The sequence below is a fragment of the Streptomyces sp. NBC_01190 genome (assembly GCF_045039895.1).
In the GTDB taxonomy this organism is placed as follows: domain Bacteria; phylum Actinomycetota; class Actinomycetes; order Streptomycetales; family Streptomycetaceae; genus Actinacidiphila.
In genome coordinates, this window is the sequence record NZ_CP108580.1 from 1,479,196 (window position 1) to 1,501,595 (window position 22,400).

General features: G+C 71.3%; 24 protein-coding genes. 13 read left to right on the forward strand and 11 right to left on the reverse strand.

Features of this window, described 5'->3' with window-relative positions:
• Positions 1 to 392: 392 nt before the first annotated feature.
• The 5 genes from OG519_RS06250 (at position 393) to OG519_RS06270 (ending at position 4,579) form a co-directional block, all read left to right on the forward strand.
• Entirely contained in the window at positions 393 to 1,229 is an 837-nt protein-coding gene (locus OG519_RS06250; RefSeq protein ID WP_405592504.1) for an alpha/beta fold hydrolase, read from the forward strand.
• Entirely contained in the window at positions 1,222 to 1,812 is a 591-nt protein-coding gene (locus tag OG519_RS06255; protein ID WP_405579713.1) for a TetR/AcrR family transcriptional regulator, read from the forward strand. Before OG519_RS06250 ends, OG519_RS06255 begins: the two co-directional genes overlap by 8 nt.
• Before the next feature lie 103 nt (positions 1,813 to 1,915).
• Positions 1,916 to 3,178, forward strand: a complete 1,263-nt coding sequence (locus OG519_RS06260; protein ID WP_405579716.1) for a low temperature requirement protein A — start codon at positions 1,916 to 1,918, stop codon at positions 3,176 to 3,178.
• Between the two features lie 142 nt (positions 3,179 to 3,320).
• Positions 3,321 to 4,037: a DUF998 domain-containing protein gene (locus OG519_RS06265; protein ID WP_405579717.1), complete on the forward strand. Its 717-nt coding sequence runs from the start codon at positions 3,321 to 3,323 to the stop codon at positions 4,035 to 4,037.
• A gap of 104 nt (positions 4,038 to 4,141) precedes the next feature.
• Positions 4,142 to 4,579 (forward strand): SRPBCC family protein, encoded by a 438-nt coding sequence (locus tag OG519_RS06270; protein ID WP_405579719.1) that lies wholly within the window; start codon positions 4,142 to 4,144, stop codon positions 4,577 to 4,579.
• 198 nt (positions 4,580 to 4,777) lie between these two features.
• Here OG519_RS06270 and OG519_RS06275 read toward each other — a convergent pair whose 3' ends face one another.
• The 7 genes from OG519_RS06275 to OG519_RS06305 all read right to left on the reverse strand — a co-directional run bounded on the left by OG519_RS06275 (position 4,778) and on the right by OG519_RS06305 (position 10,604).
• On the reverse strand, positions 4,778 to 5,047 hold the full coding sequence (locus OG519_RS06275; RefSeq protein WP_405592506.1) for a LysR substrate-binding domain-containing protein: 270 nt from the start codon (positions 5,045 to 5,047) through the stop codon (positions 4,778 to 4,780).
• A gap of 76 nt (positions 5,048 to 5,123) precedes the next feature.
• Positions 5,124 to 6,092, reverse strand: coding sequence for a pirin family protein (locus OG519_RS06280; protein ID WP_405579721.1), 969 nt, complete (start codon positions 6,090 to 6,092; stop codon positions 5,124 to 5,126).
• A 37-nt stretch (positions 6,093 to 6,129) separates the two neighbouring features.
• Positions 6,130 to 6,309 (reverse strand): hypothetical protein, encoded by a 180-nt coding sequence (locus tag OG519_RS06285; protein ID WP_405593199.1) that lies wholly within the window; start codon positions 6,307 to 6,309, stop codon positions 6,130 to 6,132.
• A 379-nt stretch (positions 6,310 to 6,688) separates the two neighbouring features.
• Positions 6,689 to 6,862, reverse strand: a complete 174-nt coding sequence (locus OG519_RS06290; protein ID WP_405579724.1) for a hypothetical protein — start codon at positions 6,860 to 6,862, stop codon at positions 6,689 to 6,691.
• Positions 6,863 to 6,976: 114 nt separating this feature from the next.
• Positions 6,977 to 7,153: a hypothetical protein gene (locus OG519_RS06295; protein WP_405579727.1), complete on the reverse strand. Its 177-nt coding sequence runs from the start codon at positions 7,151 to 7,153 to the stop codon at positions 6,977 to 6,979.
• Positions 7,154 to 7,366: 213 nt separating this feature from the next.
• Entirely contained in the window at positions 7,367 to 8,581 is a 1,215-nt protein-coding gene (locus tag OG519_RS06300; RefSeq protein ID WP_405579729.1) for a damage-control phosphatase ARMT1 family protein, read from the reverse strand.
• Positions 8,582 to 8,780: 199 nt separating this feature from the next.
• Positions 8,781 to 10,604: an acyclic terpene utilization AtuA family protein gene (locus OG519_RS06305; RefSeq protein ID WP_405579732.1), complete on the reverse strand. Its 1,824-nt coding sequence runs from the start codon at positions 10,602 to 10,604 to the stop codon at positions 8,781 to 8,783.
• A gap of 126 nt (positions 10,605 to 10,730) precedes the next feature.
• Between OG519_RS06305 and OG519_RS06310 the strand changes: the two genes are divergently transcribed.
• The 6 genes from OG519_RS06310 to OG519_RS06335 all read left to right on the forward strand — a co-directional run bounded on the left by OG519_RS06310 (position 10,731) and on the right by OG519_RS06335 (position 14,597).
• Entirely contained in the window at positions 10,731 to 11,369 is a 639-nt protein-coding gene (locus OG519_RS06310) for an NUDIX hydrolase (protein WP_405579734.1), read from the forward strand.
• 54 nt (positions 11,370 to 11,423) lie between these two features.
• On the forward strand, positions 11,424 to 11,837 hold the full coding sequence (locus tag OG519_RS06315) for a YidH family protein (RefSeq protein WP_405579737.1): 414 nt from the start codon (positions 11,424 to 11,426) through the stop codon (positions 11,835 to 11,837).
• On the forward strand, positions 11,834 to 12,226 hold the full coding sequence (locus tag OG519_RS06320; RefSeq protein ID WP_405579739.1) for a DUF202 domain-containing protein: 393 nt from the start codon (positions 11,834 to 11,836) through the stop codon (positions 12,224 to 12,226). The genes OG519_RS06315 and OG519_RS06320 overlap by 4 nt, the downstream gene beginning before the upstream one ends.
• Positions 12,227 to 12,385: 159 nt before the next feature.
• Positions 12,386 to 12,823 carry a universal stress protein gene (locus OG519_RS06325; RefSeq protein WP_405579742.1) on the forward strand — a complete coding sequence of 146 codons (438 nt, stop codon included), beginning with the start codon at positions 12,386 to 12,388 and terminating at the stop codon, positions 12,821 to 12,823.
• 425 nt (positions 12,824 to 13,248) lie between these two features.
• A complete protein-coding gene (locus OG519_RS06330) occupies positions 13,249 to 13,767 on the forward strand; it encodes a lamin tail domain-containing protein (protein ID WP_405579745.1) in 519 nt (172 codons plus the stop codon).
• A 287-nt stretch (positions 13,768 to 14,054) separates the two neighbouring features.
• The gene (locus tag OG519_RS06335; RefSeq protein WP_405579748.1) at positions 14,055 to 14,597 is read left to right on the forward strand and encodes a gluconokinase; all 543 of its coding nucleotides are present in this window, start codon (positions 14,055 to 14,057) and stop codon (positions 14,595 to 14,597) included.
• Between the two features lie 314 nt (positions 14,598 to 14,911).
• On the opposite strand, the gene OG519_RS06340 is transcribed toward OG519_RS06335, so the two are convergent.
• Complete coding sequence (locus OG519_RS06340) at positions 14,912 to 16,228, reverse strand: glucarate dehydratase family protein (protein ID WP_405579750.1); 1,317 nt, start codon at positions 16,226 to 16,228, stop codon at positions 14,912 to 14,914.
• Positions 16,229 to 16,533: 305 nt separating this feature from the next.
• On the opposite strand from OG519_RS06340, the gene OG519_RS06345 reads away from it, so the two are divergent.
• Together OG519_RS06345 and OG519_RS06350 are read left to right on the forward strand one after the other, a co-directional pair.
• Complete coding sequence (locus OG519_RS06345) at positions 16,534 to 17,586, forward strand: phosphotransferase family protein (protein WP_405579753.1); 1,053 nt, start codon at positions 16,534 to 16,536, stop codon at positions 17,584 to 17,586.
• Between the two features lie 4 nt (positions 17,587 to 17,590).
• A complete protein-coding gene (locus OG519_RS06350; RefSeq protein WP_405579756.1) occupies positions 17,591 to 18,805 on the forward strand; it encodes an acyl-CoA dehydrogenase family protein in 1,215 nt (404 codons plus the stop codon).
• Between the two features lie 63 nt (positions 18,806 to 18,868).
• Here the strand turns inward: OG519_RS06350 and OG519_RS06355 are convergent, their stop codons facing one another.
• The 3 genes from OG519_RS06355 to OG519_RS06365 form a co-directional block, all read right to left on the reverse strand.
• Positions 18,869 to 19,852: an NADPH:quinone oxidoreductase family protein gene (locus tag OG519_RS06355; protein WP_405579759.1), complete on the reverse strand. Its 984-nt coding sequence runs from the start codon at positions 19,850 to 19,852 to the stop codon at positions 18,869 to 18,871.
• Positions 19,853 to 19,870: 18 nt separating this feature from the next.
• Positions 19,871 to 20,554 (reverse strand): TetR/AcrR family transcriptional regulator, encoded by a 684-nt coding sequence (locus OG519_RS06360; protein WP_405579761.1) that lies wholly within the window; start codon positions 20,552 to 20,554, stop codon positions 19,871 to 19,873.
• 129 nt (positions 20,555 to 20,683) lie between these two features.
• Entirely contained in the window at positions 20,684 to 22,399 is a 1,716-nt protein-coding gene (locus tag OG519_RS06365) for an AMP-binding protein (protein ID WP_405579763.1), read from the reverse strand.
• Position 22,400 lies beyond the last annotated feature (1 nt).

Genomic DNA, 22,400 nt, shown 5'->3' on the forward strand with positions numbered 1-22,400 from the left:
GTTCTTTCCGGGTATTACCGGGTCTTTCGCCCCGCCGATCTGATAATGCGGCGCGCTCTGCCGGAAGCCAGGGCCGTCCCGCTCCGCAGGCCCGCCGTTTCCCCGGCGAACGGCCCGACCTGGTCCCCTCAATATCCCGTGCTACCTCGTGATGCGCCGTCCAAGGGCGTCTGTCCACCGGCACACCTGGTCTCTCAGTACGTAGTGGACGCCGTTCTCGGACAGCCCGACTGCCCGGACACGACGCGCCTCCGCCAACCGAGGCCGTGGCAAGGTCAGTAGCGCCGGATTCACTGCCGTTGGTCCCCAAGGGCCGAACCGTCGAGGAAGATCGCTTGACACACGAAGTTAACACCGAGGAAGTGCCGTTAACTAGTCCCGTGGAGATCGTCATGACCGAGTACTTGAGCATCGCCGGCAACAACCTCGCCTACGAGGTGTCCGGGCGGGGTCCTCTCGTCGTCCTGGCGCACGGTATCGGCGACAGTCGACACTCCTACCGTTTCCTCGCTCCGGCCCTGGCCGCCGCCGGGTACCGGGTCGCCAACGTCGACATCCGCGGCTGCGGCGACTCCAGCCTCGGCTGGAACGGCTACAGCCGCACCGACATCGCGGGCGACCTCGTCGCCGTCGTGCGTCACCTCGGCGGCCCCGCCGTGATCATCGGCCAGTCGATCAGCGGCGGCGCGGCGACCGTCGCGGCGGCCACCGCGCCCGACCTGATCAACGGCGTCATCGAGCTAGCGCCGTTCACCCGCGTACAATCCCTCGATCTTGGCGGGCTGATGCGGGTGAAGCGCTTCCGGACCGGTTACAGCCGGATGGCGCAGGTCATGGTCCTAGGAAGTCTGGCGAGCTGGAAGAAATACCTCGACGCGGCATATCCGGTCAAGCCCGCCGACTGGGACGCCGAACTGATGCGTATCGAGGCGAAGCTGACGGAGCCCGGCCGGATGAAGGTCCTGCAGGCCATGTGCAAGACCAGCCCGACCGACGCCGGCGCGCAGCTGGCCAATGTCAGCTGCCCGGTCCTGGTTGTCGAGGGCAGCCTCGACCCCGACTGGGCCAACCCCCGCGCCGAGGGCGAGAAGATCATCGCCGACCTGCCCAGCAGCCTCGGTGAGCTCGCCGTCATCGAAGGTGCCGGTCACTACCCGCACGCCCAGACACCGGATCAGGTCCTCGCGCTGGCCCGGCCTTTCCTGGACAAGACGATGGCGAATGCCTAGGGCCCGGCTCACCCCGCTGTCGGTCACGGAGGCCGCCGCCGTCATGATCGACGAGATCGGCTTCGAGAACCTCAGCATGGGCCTGCTCGCCGAACGCCTCGGAGTCAAGACCCCCGCACTCTACAAACACGTCAGCAGCCAGGCCGATCTGGCCCACCGCATCGCTGTCCGGGCCATGGCCGAGTTCGCTGACGTCATTCGCGACGCCATCCAGGGCCGGGCCGGCAGCGACGCCCTCGCCGCCGGCGCGCAGGCGATGCGGACCTACGTGCGGGAACACCCCGGCCAGTACGCGGCCGGCGACGCTGCTTCCCGCCCGACCGGGCCCGACGACCCGATCCTCCCCGCCGTCAAACGGGTAGTCGCCTCCTGGGCGGCCATGCTGCGCGGCTACAACCTGGACTCCAGCCAGGAGATTCACGCTCTGCGGATGCTCCGCAGCGCCCTGCACGGGTTCTCGACCCTGGAAGCGGCCGGCGGGTTCCAGATCGACGCATCTGTCGACGACAGCTTCACCTGGATGATCAACTTTCTCGACCGCGGCCTACGCGACCTCACCACGGGCAACGCCCCCGCCGGCTGACGGATCGTCGACGTCCCGACCTGACCACTTCATCCCGGAGGGCCGACATCAGCATCACCCGGGCACCCACGATCTCCGCGACCCCACCACCCGGCGGCCACTGATGGTGAACATCGACGAGGAGCCCCAAGACACCACGATCGAGCGGCACGCGAGCTGGACGGAGCTGTTCTTCGACCTCGTGGCGGTGGCCGGCGTGTCCGCGCTGGCACACATGCTCAGGCCTGAACTGGACGCCGCGGCGCTCGGTCTCTACGCGCTGCTGTTCCTGGCCCTGTGGCTGTCCTGGACGACGTTCATGCTGTACGGCAACGTCGCCGCCGACCAGACCCGCGTGCTGCGACTGATGGTCGGCATGTTCGGCCTCGGGGTCATGGCCGCGTCCGTGCCAGGCGTGGCGCACACCGTACTCGGGCACGGCAGCGACATCCGTCCGCTCAACGTCTTCGCGATCGCATACGTCGCCACGCGCGTCTACGGGTCCAAGTCGTGGCAACGCGGCGCAGTATTGCTGGACTTCCCGGTGGCGCAGTATTCGGCAGGACTGCTGCCCTGGTTCGCGTCGCTCTGGGTCGACGAACACTGGAAGCTCGCGCTCTGGGCCGCCGGAGTCGGCCTTGACCTGCTGCTGATCCTGGTCCTGTCCGGCAGCGGGATCCTCCAGCGGGTCCAGTCGTACCTCACCGCGCCAGAACGTACCCGGCGTCGGTCACGATCAGGAGTCAGCCCCGACGGCATGGGACCGGTCATCCACGGGGTATCGGTCGATCCGGCCCACCTTTCCGAGCGGCTGGGACTCTTCGTCATCATCGTGCTGGGCGAATCGGTGGTGCAGATCGTCGCCGCCGCGAGCGAGGCGCGGTACGACCTCGGCCTGCTGGCCACCGCGATCGCGTCCTTCATTCTGCTGGCCGGCATGTTCGGCTTGTCCGTCGTCTTTGGCTACGCCGGCCTGCCGCACCTGCGCGCCGGCCGGATCCCCACCCGCGCCGCCCTCGGCCTGCACTGCCTGGTCACCGGCGTCGTCGCCGCCATCGCCGTACCGCTCTCTCTGGTGGTCAGGCACGGCTCCGACCCACTGCCCGAGCATGTTCGCTGGCTGCTGTGCGGCGTGGTTGCGGCCTACTTCACCCTCGGCGTGGTCACCGGCGTCGCCAGCCACAGCTCCGACCTGCCCAGGACGACCTCACGGGTCACCACCGGCATCGCGGCGCCGCTCCTGCTTGGCCTGCTCGCCACCGCCGTTAGCGGTCGAACGCTCGTGATCTACCTGGCCCTGATAGTCCTGGCCCACCTCTGGTTCGAACGACGACTGGCGCCCCGATCCCTACCAATGAAGCTCCCGGCTGCGCCGGGTGGCTCATGAACCCTTCCAGTGAGCCAGCCGTCGCACATGAAGTACCCGTACCGGCGCAACCCGATCATTTCGGCGGGTCAGCTCGTCGAGTAGACGTTCAGCGCCTGCCCGGAGCCGTGCAGTGACCGACCAATGAGTTGTCCCGACAGAGATGGCAAACATCATGAAATTGCTCCGCCCCCTCGCCGCCGCCACCTTCATCCTGGGCCCGGCGATCTATCTCGCTGCCGAAGCGATCACGGCCGCGGCGTGGAAATCGCCTAGCTACAGCTACGCCGACAACTGGATCAGCGACCTCGGATCCGCAACGAGCGGCGTGTTCCAAGGCCGTGAACTCAACTCACCGCTGCACGTCGTCATGAACACCGGATTCATCGTTCAGGGCCTCCTCTTCGGGATCGCCACAGTGCTGCTATCGCGGACGATCAGCGGGCGGCGTACCTTCACCGCCGTGACGGGGATCGTGACCATGATCGGCTACATCCTTGTCGGAACCTTTCACGGCTCTCTCCAGGCGCAGCAGAACGGCACGCTTCCCCTGCACTTCACCGGAGCAACGCTGGCAATCGTCGGCGGGAACGTGCTTGCCCTCGTCCTGGGCATACACTGGCGAAAGATTCTCGAGACGCGACTGATCGGCCTCGTCAGCATCGTCGTCGGAGCATTCGGCCTGGTCTCCGTAACCGCTCTCTTCATCACCTTCGGTGCGGGTCTGCCCTCGGGTGCGATCGAACGCGGCTCCGTCTACACCATCGTCATCTGGCAACTCGCCGTCGTCTCCGTACTCCTCCGCGGGCAGGCCAACTCTCGCGCACCCCGCGTCGCCGCGACCAGCGCATCCACAAACACGGCATCCACAAGCAACTGACTCCGCCAGCAGACACCGGGGACGTTCCTGCGAGTGGCTGGCCGGCATGGCGACCCGAGCCGCTGTCGCCGCGCAGCGCTCAACTCATCCAAGGAGGCGCGACCGTGAACGTAAACGGCATCGACCAGCAAGCACCCGTCATCTCCAGGCACAGCATCGTGATCGCCGCCCCCATCGGAACTCTGTGGCGGCTGCACACCGATGTCAACGCGTGGCCTAGCTGGCAGAAGGCGATCGACCGGTCACACCTGGAAGACGGCTTCCGGCCCGGTGCGACCTTCACATGGGAGACCTACAACCTCACCATCTCCTCCACCGTCTACCAGGTGGAGCCACAACGACACACGTTGTGGGGCGGACCCAGCGAAGGCATCACGGGAATCCACGCCTGGACATTCACCCCGGTCGACGGCGGGGTGCAGGTCGACACCGAAGAGTCCTGGAGCGGCGCCCCAGTGACCGCCGACGTCGTGGGCATGCAGACCGCGCTGGACGGATCACTTAAGGCCTGGCTCGATCATCTCCGCATCGCCGCGGAGTGACCTTCACCAGCCGCAGCGACTCGGCGTGACAGCTCGGACAGCAGATGTCCAAAAGGCACTGTCTGGCCCGCGACGACGGCGTCTCGCAGGCCACCGCCCACCGCTACCTTCACGAAGGAGGGTGCTCAGGTCTGTCGTCACAGACGAATCTTGGACACCCTCGCCCCTTTGACGGGCCGAAACTTCGGATCAACTCGTCTAGGAGTCCTCAGGCGGTTCCCGCAGGCGGGCAGCCTGGTTCTGCAGGGCTGTCACCATCGCCTGTGTCTGAGCGGAGGGGTGCGGCCGGGTCACGGCGACGGTCGCGCGGCCGGGCCAGTAGGTGTCGGTGACGGCCACGGCTCGTACGCCCGTCGGCAGGGCCGGTAGGGCCAGGTCGGGGATGACCGTGATGCCCAGTCCGGCCGCGACCAGGCCGAGGCGTGTCGGCCAGCTGCGCGCGGTGTGGGCGATGTGGGGGTCCGACAGGGTCGGCCAGGCTCCGAACTGCGGCTCACCCGCCGCCCGTTGACGGTCGTCTGCTCAGCGAAGGCGAAAGGGCTGGTCAGCGCGTGCGGCCGCGGGGTTTCAGGGGGGTTGGGGGGAGGGTGGGGGCGGGGAGGCGGGGGCCGTCGAAGCCTTGGACGGTGCCGAAGCGGGGGCCGGTGGACCAGTCCTCGCGGGCCTGGACGATCTCGTCCGAGGAGCGGCCGATGAAGTTCCACCACATGACGATCCGCTCCTCGAAGGGCTCGCCGCCCAGCAGCAGGAGGGAGCTGTCGACGTCGGCGGTGAGGGGGAGGGTGTCGCGTCCGCAGCCGAGGTAGAGCATCGAGTCGGGCGGGAGGCGGACGCCGTCGGCCTCGGCGGCGCCGGACATGGTGAGGACCGCGTACTCGAAGTCGCGCTGGAGCGGGAGGCGGGCCGAGGTGCCGGCCGCCAGGGTGAGGTCGGCGCCGACGAGCGGGGAGTAGACGGTGCCCGGGGAGCGCGCGCCGTCGAGTTCGCCGAGGATGACGGTGGCGCGCAGACCGTTGCCGCCCGTGACCTCGGGGAGTGCCGCGTGGTGCTCGAAGGCGGGGTCCCGGTGCCGGTGCGCGTCCGGGAGGGCCACCCACAGCTGGGCGCCGTGCAGAAAGCGGGCGTGGTCGCGCGGCGACTGCTCGCTGTGCGCGATGGCCCGTCCGGAGGTCATCAGGCCGAGCTCGCGGGGGCGTACCGTCTGCTCGCTGCCGAGACTGTCCCGGTGCAGCACCTCGCCGTCGTGCAGCCAGCTCACCGTCTGAAGGCCCATGTGCGGGTGGGGCGGCACCCGCATGCCGGGCTCGTCGGCGATGTCATCAGGCCCGTAATGATCGACAAAGCACCAGGCGCCGACCATCCGGCGGCCGAGGTTCGGGAGCAGCCGGCGCACGACGGTGGCCTCGCCGAGCGGCACGGTGCGCGCGGTGAGCAGCTCGTGGACCGGGGCGGCGGACACGTCCTCGCGTCCGCCGGTCACGGTGGCCGCGGGTCTCACATCGAGGTTGCTCATGTACCGATCATCCCCCGACGCGCGGCCGTCCGGGGAGTCAGATCGCCGGATGCGTTCCGTGCACCAGGTCCCACGCCTGGCTGACGTACATCTCGCGGTCGCCGGCCGGCAGCTCCGGGAAGTAGTCCTTGAGCCGGTTCACCACCTGCTGCTCCGACTCGCGGCAGTCCCGTAGCAGAAATATCGCCTTGCGGAGCACATCGGCTTCCATGGTCACGCCCCTCTACCCCCGCGAGCCCTTTGCCCTCGGCAGAAGCCAATGATGACTCCGCGAATGTCACCGCTTGGGCAACGATGTGTTCTGGCTCTGCAAAAAGATCGACCCGTTTTTTCCGCCCGCCGACCGGTTCCGGCAAAAGCCTGGACGCACCTGGATCGAACCGCGGTGACCTGCCACGACGCTTCGGCGGGCCGGCCGCGAGCGGGCTCCCGGCGGCGCGGAGAGGGCGCGGAGAGGGGGGTGCCCGGGTTGTACGGCAAATTCGCCGGGGGCCGGGCGGAATTCGCGAGGGCGCGGAGGGCCCCCCGAAGGACATCGCTCGGTAAAGCCGGGTAAAGACTCGGCCGAAACCACTCCGGGCGGCCTCATGGTCTGTTCAGCGGAACCACTTCCCGGCCGCGCGGTCCGATCCCGGCGGCTCCGCGATCCTGCCCAGATCCCGCTCCAGATGGCGGGCTATCTCCTCGGCCGCCGCCCGCACCTGGGCGGGTATGTCGCCGCGCTCGGAGACGAGCTGGTCGTAGATCAATGTCGAGGGTTGTCCACTCATGGCGCTTTCCTCCCGGACCGTCGTCCGCCCCCGTGGCGACCGGCTGTCGAGTCTACGGGGCACCCCGGCCGCCACGCCCGGCCTACGCGATCACCCGACCGGCAACACCCGGACTCACAACGCGTTGCGGACCAGCCACTCATCGGCCCGGTAGGTGTCCCTCGACGGGTCCGGCACGGTGGCGGGCAGCTCCTGGACGGTGTCCTCCAGGCGGACGCGCTTCGGGAGCGCGCCGAACCGGGCGTGCCGCGCGGCCGCGTCGGGATCCTGAACCTTCTGGGTGTTCGACATGATGTCGCCTCCTGCTCATCGGATCGAACACCAGGGTGACGGCCGCTGTTCCCGCGCGGGCCGCCGGGGTAGGGCCGTAAGGATTGCGTAATCCCCCTTGCCTTCCCACTCCAGCGGGCGCGGACGCGCGAACGCCGGGGCGACGGAAGCCCCGCGGCCGGGACGGAAACCTCAGGTCCGGGCCGGAAGCCTCGGACCGGACCGCCGCAAACGTCAGGCCCGCCCCGGCCCCGGACGCATCTGGATCACCGCGTAGCTCCCGCTCGTCCGCCACTTCTCACCGCTGCCGTCGAGGGCGGCCAGGGCCGTCGGATCCAGGCCGGTCACCACGTCCGATTTGAGCGTGCGCAGCGCCACCAGCGGCCCGCCGGGGAAGTCGGCGGTGAGGGCGGCGAAGGAGGCGGTGGCCGGCCAGTGCCGATCGCCCACCAGGCGGCGGTAGTTGAGGTCGCCCTTGGCGATGGTGAGGGTGGCGGTCGCGAGGTCGGCCCGCAGGTCGTCGGGCAGGTCCGCGTACGGGAGCGGCGCGCGGGCGAAGGAGGGCGACCGCAGCGACAGCCGGTCCTGGTTCATCGCCTGCCACAGCCGGGCGCCGATCCGGCCGGCCCGCCCCGGTGCCCGCGCGATCCGGCGCACGCAGTCCACCACGTCGGCCGTGGTCGCGTCGGAGACGAAGTACGGATACGGCTTGAGGTGCAGCAGTACGCGCCCGGCCCGGTGGGTGTGCAGGAGGTGGTCGATCAGGATCAGGTCGGCGACCAGCTCGCGGCCGGCGTTGTCCGCGAGGATGTGGACCGTGCCGTCAGGATCGGCGTCCAGGTGCCGCCACAGCCGGGCGCCGTCGTCCACCAGGAGCCGGCCGGTGCCGTCCGCGACCTCGCCCGAGGAGATACGGAAGCCCAAGTCAGCCCGGTTCCCCCACAACGCGCCGTGCAGCACCGCCATGTCTCCTTCCTCAGCGGGCAGTTGGGTCAGCTCGTCCAGCGCGGCCAGCTCGCCGGCCACGGCGTCACCGGCCAACTCGGCCCGCTTGAAGGGGCCGAACGGGTCGATGCCCTGCCAGGGGCCTGGCGCGAAGTAGCCGACGGCGTCCAGCAGACGCCGGTAGAAGTAGCTCTCCGCCCACAGGAACGGCACCTCGAACCACGACCGCCCGACGTACGCCCTCCCCCACCGCGCCCACTGCTCGGCGTCGTGGGCACCGGCGGGGAGCGGCGCGATCGATCCGCCCGCGATCTCGGCGAGCAGGGCGTCCAAGGCGTGCAGCCGCTCCGGCGGATACGGGAAAGCGTCACGGACCTGCCGGATCAGGGCCGGATGGCGCTCGGTCAGCACACCGCGGGCGAACGTACCCGGCGTGCCGCCGATGATCACGGATGCGTCGGGCGGCGGGGCGGCCGTCTCGGACGTGGCGGCTGGCTCGGACATCGTCTGCGACCCCTCTCGCACCTCGCCGAACGGCAGATCCGGCGCCCGCGACCGCGGTCGAGATCTCTCCGGGTGCGGACATGGATCCTCCCAGGGTGTCCCGCCGAGTCAAGCGACCGCGCCGGGAAACCGCGGCCCGACCGCCCTGAGGTGCGGCCGGGCAAGGCGCCGGGGATCGGGGGACCAGCACATCAGCGGATCAGCCGAGCAAGCTCTCCGGAATGTCGACCTGTCGCCCCCGCAGTCGCTCGCCCAGCGCCTTGGCCTGCGGGTCCGCGCTGGTCGAGGCGGCTACGCCGGCGCCGAGCAGGCCGTGCACCACGAAGTTCAGCGCCCGCAGATTGGGCAGTTCATAGCGGCTCACCGGCAGTTTCGCGGTCTCCGGCAGGAGGTCGCGGAGCCGGGTCACATCGAGGTAGGCGCGCAGCCAGGCGTAGGTGTCGTCGTCGGCGGCCCACAGTCCCACGTTGGCGTCGCCGCCCTTGTCGCCGGAGCGGGCGCCGACGAGGGTGCCGAGCGGCAGCCGGACGGTTCGGCTCTCCGGCGCCTCGGGGCGCTCGGGGCGGCCGGCGCTCTCCGGCTCGGCGGTCGGCGGCGGGACCGGCACCGGCGGTACGGCCGCCGGGCGGGTGCCGGGAACCGGGGCGGGCTCGGCCCGGGACCCGGTGGGCGGGCGGGGTATCGGCAGCCGGGTGCCGTCGTCGAGAACCGTGGCGGCGGTCACCTGGTCCGCGGCGATCAGCGCCGGCCAGTAGACGCCGTACTCGGTTGCTTTCGGCGCGGTGTGCTCCAGATAGAGGCCGGGGTAGCCGGCCAGCGCGGTGCCGGCCACGGCGGCGAAGAAGCCCCGGCCCACCCTCTCCTGGTCGGGATCCTTGACGGTCACGGTGAGCCGGTCGCTCTCGCCGCCGTGCTCGCGGCGCAGCTCGTAGCCCGCGAAACGAGAAGGGCCGCCGGTGGCGTCGAGCAGCGTCGCCTCGGCGAAGTCGGCCTTGGCGTCGAGGTCGAGGCCGGTCAGCACGAAGGTGGCGGAGTTGCGGTAGCCGCCCAGGTGGTTGAGGCACACCTTGAGGGTGGTGGGCGCGGGTTCGCCGCCGACCGGCGAGACGGCCACCCGGTCGGGGCCCTGCTGGGTGAGCGTCACGGTGTCGAAGCGGGCCACCACGTCCGCGTTGAGGTAGGCGGGCTCGGCGATCTCGTAGAGGAGTTGGGCGGTCACGGTGCCGACGGTGACCGCGCCGCCGGTGCCGGGGTGCTTGGTGATGACGCTGGAGCCGTCGGCGTGCAGCTCGGCGATCGGGAAGCCGGGGTGCACCGGGTCGGGGATCTCGGTGAAGAAGGAGTAGTTGCCGCCGGTCGCCTGGGTGCCGCACTCGATGATGTGGCCCGCGGTGACCGCGCCGGCCAGCCGGTTCCAGTCGTCGGGCGCCCAGTCGAAGGCCCAGGCGGCCGGTCCGACGACCAGCGACGCGTCGGTGACACGGCCGCAGATCACCACGTCGGCGCCGGCCCGGAGCGCCTCGGTGATCCCCCAACCGCCCAGATAGGCATGGGCGGTGACCGGCCGCACGCCGGAGCCGGCCAGCGGCAGACCGGTCGCCAGATGCGCGAAGTCGTGCCCCGAGGCCTGGAGTTCGGGCAGCCGGTCCAGCAGGTCGTCGCCCTCGACATGTGCGACGGAGGGGTGCAGGCCGCCGAGCGCGGCGAGTTCGCGCACCTTGCGGGCGAGCCCGGCGGGGTTGAGGCCGCCCGCGTTGACCACGATCTTGATACCCCGGTCGAGACAGGTGCCGAGCACGTCCCGCAGCTGGGCGAGAAAGGAGACCGCGTAGCCGCCGTCGGGGTCGCGCTGCCTGGCCTTCCACAGCAGCAGCATGGTCAGTTCGGCCAGGTAGTCACCGGTGAGGACGTCGATGGGGCCGCCCTCGACCATCTCCCGGGCGGCCGCGAGCCGGTCGCCGTAGTAGCCGGAGCAGTTGGCGATCCGCAGCGGCTCGCGGCGCCCACCCGTCGTAGCGATCACCGTGCGCTCCCGTCACTTCTCCCCCGGGCTACCGACCGCACGATCATCTTGCCGGTGCCCGCGCCGCGCAAGCCCAGCACGCGGCACGGCGGGTGCACGGCAGCGGTCCGGTGGTTGAATCGGCGTATGAGCGGCGGACAGAGGAGCGGTACGAGCGGCGACGCGGGTACGAGCGACGACGCGAGCGCGGGCAGCGACGCGGGCCCTGGCAGCGAGCGTCCGGCGGCCGGGGACACCGGGGAGCCGCTGTCCAGCGGCGAGATCATCGACATCGTCGACGAGCACGACAACGTCATCGGGCAGTCGGCGCGCGGCGAGGCGTACGCCAGGGGGCTGCGCCACCGCTGCGCGTTCATCCTGGCCCGCGACGCCGAGGACCGGATCTTCGTGCATCGCAGAACCGCCCGGAAGCTGGTCTTTCCCTCGTACTACGACATGTTCGTCGGTGGTGTGGTCGGCGCCGGGGAGAGCTACGACGAGGCGGCTCTGCGGGAGGCCGAGGAGGAGTTGGGGGTCACCGGGCTGCCCCGCCCCGAGCCGCTCTTCCGCTTCCTCTACGAGGACGGTCCGTACGCGTGGTGGTCGGCCGTCTACCAGGTGCGCTGCACTCTGCCGGTGTCGCCGCAGCCGGAGGAGGTGGCGTGGCACACGTTCCTCACCGACGACGAGCTGACCGCGCGGCTCGGGGAATGGGAGTTCGTCCCCGACGGCCTGGCGGCGTACCGCAGGCTGCTGGAGTGGCGCGCCGGGCGGGCCGCCGGGTAGGGAGGACGGGCGGGCCGCCGGGTGGGGAAGGACGAGCCTGGTTAGGGTGGGCGGGTGAGCGATGCGGGCGGGCTGCGCGGGGTCCGGGAGTCGGTACGGCTGTGGTTCACGCCGGCCGCCGTGCACGAGGAGGGGGCGACCCCCGACTACCGCTTCTCGCTGGCCAACGAGCGCACCTTCCTCGCCTGGATCCGCACCGCCCTGTCGCTGATCGGCGGCGGCTTCGCGGTCGACCAGTTCCTCACCGACCACCTCACCCACTGGGTCCGGGCGCTGCTGGCGCTCGTGCTGCTGCTCGGCGGCGTCGCCTGCACCCTGCGGGCCGTCAACCACTGGATCCGCAGCGAGCGGGCGATCCGCCGGGGCGCCGACCTGCCCGTCTCCCGCTTCCCCACCGCGCTCGCGCTGCTGATCGTCATCCTAGCCGTCGTCATGGTGGTGGTCGTCGCGGTCGGCTGGGCGGGATGAGCGGCGCGGGACAGGATCCGGCCGCGGCCCCGGGACCCTCGCGGAGGCCGGCGGCGACGGGCGGGCCGGCGCCCGAGCCGGTCGAGACGCGGCGCGATCGCGGGTTGCAGCCGGAGCGGACCCGGCTGGCCTGGCGGCGTACGACCCTCTCCTGGGCGGTCGTCGAGCTGCTCGTCGTCCGTCAGGGGCTGCGGAGCGACGGCGGGGTGCTGCGGGCGACGGTGGTCGGTCTCGCGGCCTTCGCCTTCGTCGCCTTTCTGTGGCTCACCCAGCGGCGGATGCTGCGGCTGGGGGCGGCGCGGCCGGCCGGCCTGTCCGCGCGGGCGGCCTTGTCGGTCGTGGGCTGCACGATGGCGCTCGCGGTGTTCGGCGCGGTGCTGATCTTCTGAGAGCGGGCCTTTCGGGGCACCCTTCGAAGTGGCCTCCTTCACAGCGGATCGGGGAATCGATTCCCGGTCCCGGGGGCTGATTCCAACGGCGGGGCCGCCGGGGTGCGAACGGCAGCGCTGCCTGTCGTGAGACGCCCTTCGGACAAGGAAGTTGATCCCATGTACAAGAAGATCCTCACCGCCGTCGACAACTCATCCCACGGCACGGCCGTGCTGGACGCGGTGACCTCCCTCGCCAAGCTGACCGGCGCGGAGGTCCATGTCATCCACGTCCTCCCCTCGCAGATCATCTCCGGCGGCCTCACCGGCGGCAGCGTCGTACCGGTGGAGGAGAGTGCCGAGGGCCGGCAGGTCGTGGACGCGGCCGTCGCCCGGCTGCGGGCGGACGGCATCACCGCCGACGGTGAGGTGGACGAGGGTCTGCGGGAGGACCTGGCCGCGATTCTCGTGGAGCGCGCGGAGGCGCTCGGCAGCGACCTGATCGCCGTCGGCCCCGGTCACTACAGCGGTATCGCCGCCCTGCTGCACACGAGCGTGAGCCGCGGTGTCGCGAAGAACTCCCCGGTGTCGGTCCTGCTGGTCCACAGCGAGGGCTGAGCGAGGTCCCGCCCGGGGACCTGGTCAAGGCGAGCAGAGCGAGCTAGGTGGGCGGGGTGGGCGAGAACGCCGGCGCCGGTTCACGTCTTCGCGTCATTATCGGCTGTTACGTACCGGTTTCGACGAAGGGATGGGCGTCGGCGTGGCGTTCGGGGTGGCGCGCGGCGCGACGGAACCGATCGGGGCGGCGGCCGGCCCCCTTGCGTCGCCGCGGGAAGCCTGCGGTGGACGGGGTGGCGGCCACCGGAGGCGCAGGGGGGCGACGCGCCCGGGCGGGCGTTCCGTGATCCATGCAATCAACTGTTCCTGATATGTCCTGATTTCGTAACGTAGGCCGGGTCTCTTCGCCACGGGCCCCGAGAGTGAGTGGAGTAGTGCTCCTCGGCACACCGCCGGGAGCCCGCACTCGAAAAAGGGAGACTCTCGTGTCCCGTATCACCGCCCGTCTGACCTCCACCGCTCTGGCTTCCGTCGCCCTCCTGGCCGCCGCGGCCCTGCCCGCGGCCGCCGCCGACCACCACCGCGACCACGAGCGTTCCGCGCACCAGCACTCCCGTGAGCTGCCATCGCGTCAACTGCCCACCCGCGCCTCGGTGGTGCTGGGGCAGATCCACCAGGAGAGCAGGTTCGGCGCCCGCGGCAACCGGTCACTGAACGACGAGTGGGTGACCGTCACCAACGAGAGCCGTCGTACGGCCGACCTGAACGGCTGGACCTTGAGCGACTCCGACGGCAACCGCTACTCCTTCCACCTGCGGCTGGCCGGCCACCAGTCGGTGCGGGTGCACAGCGGGACCGGCTGGGACACCACGCGCGACGTGTACCAGAACCGCCGCAACCACGTGTGGGACAGCTCGTCGGACACGGCCACGCTCCGCGACAACCGCGGGCACCTGGTGGACACCGAGTCGTACGGCCGTCGTCACCTCGGCGGCCACCACTGACCGCGGGGTGCTGAACTCCCGCTAGCCCGGTAGCCCGGCCGTATGGCAGAGGGCCTCGTGACCGCCCACGGGTGGTCACGAGGCCCTCTGCCGTGGTGGCGAGTCGTGGCGGCGCGTCGTGGCCCGCTCGGGTCCGCGGCCGGGGCGGACGGAACGGCCGGACCGGCTCTCGTTATCTTGGCTACTTGTCCACCGCGGACCCGCAGACCCGGCCACCCGCAGACCCGAGCACCCGCCAACCCGCGCACCGACTGACCCGCAGACCCGCAGAAGGAGATACGAGCGAGATGACCGCCGCACCCGTGACGCTTCCCGTGATCGTCGTCATGGGGGTCTCCGGCTCGGGCAAGTCCACGGTGGGCGGGCTGCTCGCGGAGCGGCTCGGCGTCCCCTACGCGGAGGCCGACGACTTCCACCCGCCGGCCAACATCGCCAAGATGGCCGCGGGCCGGCCGCTCGACGACGCCGACCGCGCGCCCTGGCTCGACGCCATCGCCGAGTGGATCGCCGGGCGCGGCGACCGGGGCGGTGTGGTGAGCTGCTCGGCGCTGCGCCACCGCTACCGGGACCGGCTGCGGCTGGACCTGCCGGCACCCGGGCTCTTCTTCGTCCATCTGGACGGCTCACCGCGGCTCATCGCCGCCCGGCTGGCCGCCAGGACCGGGCATTTCATGCCGCCGGAGCTGCTCAGGTCCCAGTTCGAGGCCCTGGAGCCGCTGCGACCCGGCGAGGCGGGTGTGGTGGTGTCCGTCGAGGGCGGCGCGGCGGACATCGTCCAGCGGATCCTGGACGCGCTCCCCGGCGAGCGGCGGCCCGACGACCCGCGCTGAGGCCGGACCGCGAGAACCGCCGTCCTCCTCCGGGCGACTGGGGCGTGTTTTAGAAGTAGCGTCGTCCGCCCGCAGGGCGGGGCTCACGGCGTCTGGTGCTCCCCCAGACTTCGTCCGGGGGTACCCCCAGATCGCAAGGGCGGTGGGGGCACCCCCAGCGGTAGCTGGGGGAGGTCGTCCTCGTAGTGGGCCTACTCGGACGAGCCCGACAACGCAGCGAGCGTGCGTGCCAGGCGCCGTGAGACTGGGGGCACCTCCCAGCGGTAGCTGGGGGAGGGACTTCTAAAACACACCCTAGGCGGGGGAAACGGGTCCTACCAGCGGGGTACGGTCGGCGTCCGCCACCGCGGGTCGGCCCTGCGCATCGCCGCCGCGTCGTCGCGGTCACGCATCGACCCGTCGTCGTCCAGCCAGCGCCGGTGCAGCGCGGCGAGTGCGTCACGGTCGAGTTCGACGCCGAGGCCCGGCCGGTCGGAGACGGTGAGCCGGCCGTCGGTGAAGACATGCCGCTCGGTGATGACGTCCTCGGTCTGCCAGGGGTAGTGGGTGTCGCAGGCGTAGTCGAGGTTGGGCACGGTGGCCGCGACATGGGTCATGGCGGCCAGGCTGATGCCCAGGTGGGTGTTGGAGTGCATGGACAGGCCGACGCCGAACGTCCGGCAGATCGCGGCGAGTTGCTGGGTGTTGCGCAGCCCGCCCCAGTAGTGGTGGTCGGAGAGCACCACCTGGACGGCCTTGCGGGTGAAGGCCTCCTCGATCTCCTGGAAGGTCGTCACGCACATGTTGGTGGCCAGGGGTACGCCACTGCCGGCCGCGACCCGCGCCATCCGGTCGGTGCCGCTGGCGGGGTCCTCCAGGTACTCCAGGATGTCGCCGATCTCGCGGGCCACCGCGAGCGAGGTCTCCACCGACCAGGCCCCGTTGGGGTCGAGCCGCACCGGCTGCCCGGGGAACGCCTCGGCGAGCGCGCGTACGGCGGCGATCTCCTCCTCGGGCGGGAAGACGCCGCCCTTGAGCTTGAAGGAGGCGAAGCCGTAGGTGTCGGCGAATCGGCGGGCCTGGGCGACCACACCCGCCGGGTCGAGGGCGGCGCCCCAGTCGTCGGACTCGCCCAGGCCCTGGGGGTGGGCGGCGAGCCGGTAGAAGAGGTAGGCGCTGTAGTCGACGCTGTCGCGGACCTTGCCGCCGAGCAGCGCGTGCACCGGCAGGCCGAGCGCCTTGCCGAGGGCGTCGAGGCAGGCCACCTCGAAGCCGGAGATGACCGAGAGGCGCAGCTTGTCGGCGGTCTGGACGCCGCGCAGGCCGCCGACGTCCACCGAGTCGGAGACCTCGGCCGGGTCGCCGCAGACCTGCTCGGCGAGGGCGAAGAGTCCGTTCAGATCGCTGACCGCGTGGCCCGGCAGTGCTGTGGCCAGCGGTGCGGCGAGGTCGAGATACCGCGTGTCCCCGTAGGTCTCACCGACCCCGGTCGTACCGTCGGCGGTGACGACCTCGATGATGAGTCGCGGGGTGTACGGCTGGTGGACGCCCTGGGTGTTGAGCAGCGGCGGGTCGGTGATGAGGATGGGGGTAAGCCGGACTTGGGCGACCGTGAGGCCCCCGGTCTCGTCGAGTCCGCCCGCAGTCCGCATATGTGAATACCGTTCACCCATAAGTCCAGAGCGTAGGCGCGGACGCGGGCGGCCGTCAACGCGGCCGGCACCGACGGTGGCGCACCCCGGCCCGGAAAGGACCATCCGGGCCGCTCGGGAATCTGGACGGCATACCGACCAGTCGGTACGATCCCAGATGTCCACCGGACCGCCGCGAGCCGACGATCCCGGCGGTCCTCCGGATGAGCCCGGCCGAGCCCGGCCGGCCCGCTGGGTGCCCCCGGACGCCCCCGGACGCCCCCGGACGACCCTGGACGACCCTGGACGACAAGGAGAGACGACGCATGACCGACACCGACGACCCCCCGGGTCTAGACCTCGACCGGCTGCGCGGCCATCTCGACAGGGAAGTCCCGGGGCTGGTGGCGGGCGCGCTGCGGGCCCGGCTGATCGAGGGCGGCCGGTCCAACCTCACCTACCGCGTCACCGACGGCATCTCCACCTGGGTGGTCCGCCGGCCACCGCTCGGCCATGTACTGGCCACCGCGCACGACATGACCCGCGAGCACCGGGTGATCAGCGCCCTCGCCACCACCCCCGTACCCGTCCCCGGAACCATGCTGCTCTGCGAGGACCCCGAGGTCATCGGCGCTCCCTTCTACGTGATGGAGTTCATGCCCGGCACCCCGTACCGGGACCTGCGGCAGCTCCTGGAGATCGGGCCGGAGCGGACCAGGGCGGCCGTGCTCACCCTCACCGACACCCTGGTCGGGCTGCACGCGGTGGATCCCGACGCGGTCGGCCTGGCCGACTTCGGGCGGCCCGAGGGCTTCCTCGACCGCCAGCTCCGCCGCTGGGGCAAACAGCTCGACGCCTCGCGCAGCCGCGAACTCCCCGGCGTCGACGAGCTGCACGCCGGACTCGGCGCGGCGCTGCCGTCCTCCCCCGCGCCCACGATCGTGCACGGCGACTACCGCCTGGACAACGTCCTCATCGATGACGACGGACGGCTCACCGCGGTGCTCGACTGGGAGATGTCCACCCTGGGCGATCCGCTCACCGACCTCGGCCTGCTGCTGATGTACAGCGAACTGCGGGCCGACGACGCGATGCCCACGCCCACGACCGGCGGCGCGCCCGGCCATCCCTCCCCCGGCGAACTCATCGAGCGGTACGCGCGAGGCTCGGGCCGCGATGTGTCGGCGATCAAGTGGTACACCGCTTTCGCCTACTTCAAGCTCGCCGTGATCCTCGAAGGCATCCACTACCGCTGGACCCTCGGCCGGACACTCGGCGCCGGTTTCGACCGGATCGGCGACGTCGTGCCCGGCTTCATCGAACGGGGTCTGCGCACCCTCCGGCAGCACGAAACCCGCCCCGACGGCAGCGAGGACTGATCCCATGGATTTCGCCCACGACACCCGTACCGAGGAGTTGCGTGCCCGGCTGGGCGCCTTCCTCGACGAGCATGTGTATCCGGCCGAGGCCGTCTTCGCCGAGCAGAGCGAGCAGATCACCGGGGAGGCGCGCTGGTCCACGCCGCCGGTCGTCCGGCAGCTCAAGGAGGAGGCCAAGCGGCAGGGCCTGTGGAATCTCTTCCTGCCGGGCGAACTCGGCGCCGGGCTGACCAACCTCCAGTACGCGCCGCTCGCCGAACTCAGCGGCCGCAGCCCGCACTTGGCCCCGCCCGCGGTCAACTGCGCGGCGCCCGACACCGGAAACATGGAGGTGCTCGCCGAGTTCGGCACCCCTGAGCAGCGCAAGGAGTGGCTGGAGCCGCTGCTGGCCGGTGAGATCAGATCCGCGTTCGCCATGACCGAGCCCGATGTCGCCTCCTCGGACGCCACCAACATCGAGACGCTGATCCAGCGCGACGGCGACTCGTACGTCATCAACGGCCGCAAGTGGTACATCTCCGGCGCTATGAACCCCGACTGCCGGATCCTCATCGTGATGGGCAAGACCGATCCGACCGCCGACCGGCACCGCCAGCAGAGCCAGATCCTGGTACCGCGCGACACCCCGGGGGTCGAAGTCCGGCGCGGTATGACGGTGTTCGGCTTCGACGACGCGGATCACGGGGGCCACGCCGAGGTGGTCTTCGACAACGTACGGGTTCCGGTCGGGAACATCGTCGGGGAGGAGGGCGGCGGTTTCGCCATCGCCCAGGCCCGGCTCGGGCCCGGCCGGATCCACCACTGCATGCGGCTGATCGGCATGGCGGAGCGGGCCCTTGAGCTGATGTGCCGGCGGACCACCGCGCGCGTCGCCTTCGGCAAGCCGATCGCGGCGCAGGGGGTGATCCAGGAGTGGATCGCCGAGGCGCGGGTGGAGATCGAGCAGTTGCGGCTGCTCGTGCTGAAGACCGCCTGGCTGATGGACACCGTGGGCAACCAGGGCGCCCACACCGAGATCCAGGCCATCAAGATCGCCACTCCGGTCGCGGTCCAGCGCATCATCGACCGCGCCATCCAGGCCCATGGCGCGGGCGGCGTGAGCCAGGACTTCCCGCTGGCCCAGCTCTGGGCGGCGGCCCGCACCCTCCGGCTCGCCGACGGCCCGGACGAGGTGCACAAGCGCTCGCTGGCCCGCCGCGAGCTGCGGCGTTACGCCTGATCCAGGCCGGCGCCCGGAAACGCCGGGCGGACCGGAACCCTCCGGCCCGCCCGGCGCCGCGGATCAGGGCAGGACCACCAGGCGGCCGACCGTCGTACCGTCGGCGACGCGCTGGACCGCGTCGGCGACGGCGTCGAAGGGGATCCGCTCGGAGACCAGCGGCTTCACCGTGCCCTCGGCGGCCAGCCGGCTGAGCTCCTCGTGGGCCTGGTGGACGGCGACCGGGTCCTGCACGTTGTACAGGCCCCAGTGCAGCCCGAGGATCGAGTAGTTCTTGACGAGGGCGTGGTTGAGGCCGGGCGCCGGGACCGTACCGCCGGCGAAGCCGACCACGACGATGCGGCCCTCGAAGGCGACGCACTTGGTCGAGCGGGTGTAGGCGTCGCCGCCCACCGGGTCGAAGACGACGTTGGCGCCGCGGCCCGCGGTGGCTTCCTTGACGACGGCGACGAAGTCCTCCCGGTGACGGTCCACCACGATGTCCGCGCCGAGTTCACGGGCCACCTCGGCCTTGGCGGCGCCGCCGACGACACCGATCACGGTCGCGCCCGCCGCCTTGCCGAGCTGCACGGCGGCGCTGCCCACCCCGCCGGCCGCGGCGTGCACCAGCAGTGTCTCGCCGGGGCGGAGCGCCGCCCTGCGGTGGAGGCCGAACCAGCCGGTCTGGTAGCCGATGTGCAGCGCGGCGGCTTCCGCGTCGTCCAGCGCCTCGGGCGCCGGAAAGACGCCGGCGGCCGACACCACGGCGTACTCGGCGAAGGCGCCGCGGGGCAGCAGCGCCGGGGTGATCACCCGGGCGCCCAGGTCCACGCCGGTGACGTCCGCGCCGAGCGCGACCACCTCGCCGCACATCTCGACGCCGGGGGTGAAGGGCAGCGGCGGCTTGATCTGGTACGCGCCGCGGCAGAGCAGCGCGTCGGGGAAGTTGACGTCGGCCGCGCGGACCCGCAGCAGCACCTCTCCAGGGCCGGGTTCCGGGGTGGCCACCTCGTCGAGGCGCAGCACCTCGCGCGGCTCACCGATCTCGTGCACGCGCCATGCCTTCACGTGGTACTCCCGGTGGGTTCAGGGCCGCCGCACCGAGTGCAGCAGCAGGTCGGAGAACTCGGCGGCGACGGCTTCCGCGGCGAGCGGGCCTTCGGTGTGGTACCAGGTGCCGAGGTGGTGCACGGAGCCGAAGAAGAAGTCGACCACGAGGTCGGGGCGCAGCTCGGTACGGAAGTGGCCGTCGCGCTGCCCCTCCTCGATGAGCGAGCGGAACGTCTCGTGATAGCGGCGCCGTTCGGCCCGTACCGCCTTCTGCTTCTCGGGGGTGAGCTGGTGCATGGAGCGGAAGAAGATCTTGGTGTCGTCCAGGTTCTGGATACTGGTGACCACGACGTCGGCGGCGGCCTCGGCGAGCCGTTCCGGTACGTCCGTGGTGCGGGCGACGATGGCGTCGAGGCGTTCGGTCTGGAGCCGCAGCACCCGGGCGTAGATCTCGTGCAGCAGATCGTCCTTGGAGCCGAAGTAGTGGTAGAGGGCGCCCTTGGTGACGCCGGCCGCCTCCACGATCTCCTGGACGGAGGTGCGATCGTAGCCGCGTTCGGCGAAGAGCCGGGTGGCCTCGGCGAGCAGCCGCTCGGGCACGGCGGCGCCGCTTCCGGCGCCCGCGCCGCCGGGGGTGCCGCCGCTCGATCCGGTGGCGGCGCCGCCGGCTGTTCCGGTGCTGGTGCCGCTGCTGGTGCCGCTCGTCGCGTTGCGCGCCATGACCTGCCCTCTCTCCGTACCCACCGGCTGCCGCCGCCGGCCCCCGGCCGGGCCGCCCGTCCACGCCGACCGGCGTCCCGACCCGCGTCCCGACCGGTGAGACAACCGGCATTCCCACTGGTAGGGAGCCTATCCGGCCCGGCTCCTGAGCTCTCGTCTGAGGATCTTGCCGGTCATCGTCTTGGGCAGCTCCGTCAGCACCTCGATCGCCCGCGGGTACTTGTAGGCCGCCAGCCGCTCCCGGCACCAGGCGATCAGCTCGGCCGGTTCCGCGGCGGCGCCGGGGCGCAGGCTGACGTACGCCTTGACGCTCTCGCCCCGGTACGCGTCGGGCACGCCGACGACGGCCGCCTCGCGGACCGCGGTGTGGGTGTAGAGGACGTCCTCGACCTCGCGGGGCCAGACCTTGAAGCCGGAGGCGTTGATCATGTCCTTCTTGCGGTCGATGACATAGAGCCAGCCGTCCTCGTCCATGAAGCCGATGTCGCCGGTGAGCAGTTCGCCGCCGGGCAGCGCCGCCTTGGACTCCTCGGGCCGGTTCCAATAGCCCGGTATGACCATCGGACCACTGACTGCTATCTCGCCGGATTCGCCGAACGGCACCTCGGCGCCGCGCTCGTCGAGGATACGGACCATGCTGCCCGGCCCGGGCACCCCGACCGCGAGGGTGCCGGACGCCGGGTCCACCGGGGCCTCGGCGCCGGGCGGCACGCTGGCACACGGCGCGGTGCACTCGGTGAGCCCGTAGCCGTTGGCGAGATAGATCCCGCCCGACCGGGCCCGGAACGCCTCCACGACGGCCGGTGGCAGCGGGGCGCCGCCGGAGGAGACCAGCTGGAAGGAGGCGAAGTCCTCGGCGGTGGCGTCCGGCCGGGCCAGCAGCGCCATGAACGCGGTGGACGGGCCGACGGTGTAGACCGGGCGGTGCTCACGGAAGGCGTCGAGCACGGCACCGGCCTCGAAACGGTAGGCAAGCGCGATCGTGTGGCCGCCGGCCAGGCCCGCCGAGAGCTGGCACACCATCCCGGTGATGTGGAAGAGCGGGGCGAGCGCGAAGAGCACCGCGTCGGCGGGCAGCGCCTGGACCCGGACCTGGCGGTGGGCGTTGAAGGAGATGTTCCGGTGGGTGTTGACCGCGCCCTTGGGCTTGCCGCTGGTGCCGGAGGTGTAGCTGATCAGCGCGGCGTCGTCCGGCCGCGGCAGCGGCACATCGGGCCGGGGTCCGGCGGCGGCGCGGGCGGCGGCCAGCACGTCCTGGGCGTCCCCGGCGGCGTTCTCGGCTTGCCGGGTTTGCCGGGTTTGCTGGTGCTTCTCGGCCTTTACGGGTTCCGCCGGCAGCGGCTCGGGCAGCACCCGGGCGTCGTCACGGGTCTGGAGGTCGCGCTCGTTCGCGGTGAGGGCGATCCGCACCGATGAGCCGGCCGCAGCCGTACGGACGAGGTCGTGCCAGGCCCGCTCGGCGCAGACGATCGCCGCGACCCCGGCGTCCGCCAGGATGTGCGCCAGCTCCTGCTGCTTGTACATCGGGTTGACCGGGACGACCGCGCCGCCCGCTTTCCAGGCGGCGAGCAGCGCGACGGCGAACTGCGGCACGTTCTGGAGCATGATCGCGAGCCGGTCCCCCGGCAGGAAGCCGCGGTCGGCCAGATGGCGGGCCAACCCGTCGGAAAGGGCGTCGAGTTCGCCGTAGCTGAGCGCGCCGTCGAAGTAGAGAAGGGCGCGGTGGCCGGGGTTTCGCTCGGCGACGGCGAGGAAGGCGTGCAGCAGCGACGGCGGATATTCGACGTCCGCGCGCTGCTCCTCGGTGAAGTGCTTGAGCCAGGGCTGGTCGGCGTAGCGGGTCATA

Excerpts from the sequence above, each read along its gene's own strand:
- OG519_RS06320 (WP_405579739.1), top strand. The coding sequence starts at position 11,834 with ATGAGCGGCGCGGGACAGGATCCGGCCGCGGCCCCGGGACCCTCGCGG.
- OG519_RS06290 (WP_405579724.1), bottom strand. The coding sequence starts at position 6,862 with ATGAGTGGACAACCCTCGACATTGATCTACGACCAGCTCGTCTCCGAG.
- OG519_RS06340 (WP_405579750.1), bottom strand. The coding sequence starts at position 16,228 with ATGCGGACTGCGGGCGGACTCGACGAGACCGGGGGCCTCACGGTCGCC.
- OG519_RS06255 (WP_405579713.1), top strand. The coding sequence starts at position 1,222 with ATGCCTAGGGCCCGGCTCACCCCGCTGTCGGTCACGGAGGCCGCCGCC.
- OG519_RS06335 (WP_405579748.1), top strand. The coding sequence starts at position 14,055 with ATGACCGCCGCACCCGTGACGCTTCCCGTGATCGTCGTCATGGGGGTC.
- OG519_RS06295 (WP_405579727.1), bottom strand. The coding sequence starts at position 7,153 with ATGTCGAACACCCAGAAGGTTCAGGATCCCGACGCGGCCGCGCGGCAC.
- OG519_RS06310 (WP_405579734.1), top strand. The coding sequence starts at position 10,731 with ATGAGCGGCGGACAGAGGAGCGGTACGAGCGGCGACGCGGGTACGAGC.
- OG519_RS06345 (WP_405579753.1), top strand. The coding sequence starts at position 16,534 with ATGACCGACACCGACGACCCCCCGGGTCTAGACCTCGACCGGCTGCGC.
- OG519_RS06365 (WP_405579763.1), bottom strand. The coding sequence starts at position 22,399 with ATGACCCGCTACGCCGACCAGCCCTGGCTCAAGCACTTCACCGAGGAG.
- OG519_RS06350 (WP_405579756.1), top strand. The coding sequence starts at position 17,591 with ATGGATTTCGCCCACGACACCCGTACCGAGGAGTTGCGTGCCCGGCTG.
- OG519_RS06300 (WP_405579729.1), bottom strand. The coding sequence starts at position 8,581 with ATGTCCGAGCCAGCCGCCACGTCCGAGACGGCCGCCCCGCCGCCCGAC.
- OG519_RS06260 (WP_405579716.1), top strand. The coding sequence starts at position 1,916 with ATGGTGAACATCGACGAGGAGCCCCAAGACACCACGATCGAGCGGCAC.
- OG519_RS06265 (WP_405579717.1), top strand. The coding sequence starts at position 3,321 with ATGGCAAACATCATGAAATTGCTCCGCCCCCTCGCCGCCGCCACCTTC.
- OG519_RS06250 (WP_405592504.1), top strand. The coding sequence starts at position 393 with ATGACCGAGTACTTGAGCATCGCCGGCAACAACCTCGCCTACGAGGTG.
- OG519_RS06325 (WP_405579742.1), top strand. The coding sequence starts at position 12,386 with ATGTACAAGAAGATCCTCACCGCCGTCGACAACTCATCCCACGGCACG.
- OG519_RS06280 (WP_405579721.1), bottom strand. The coding sequence starts at position 6,092 with ATGAGCAACCTCGATGTGAGACCCGCGGCCACCGTGACCGGCGGACGC.
- OG519_RS06360 (WP_405579761.1), bottom strand. The coding sequence starts at position 20,554 with ATGGCGCGCAACGCGACGAGCGGCACCAGCAGCGGCACCAGCACCGGA.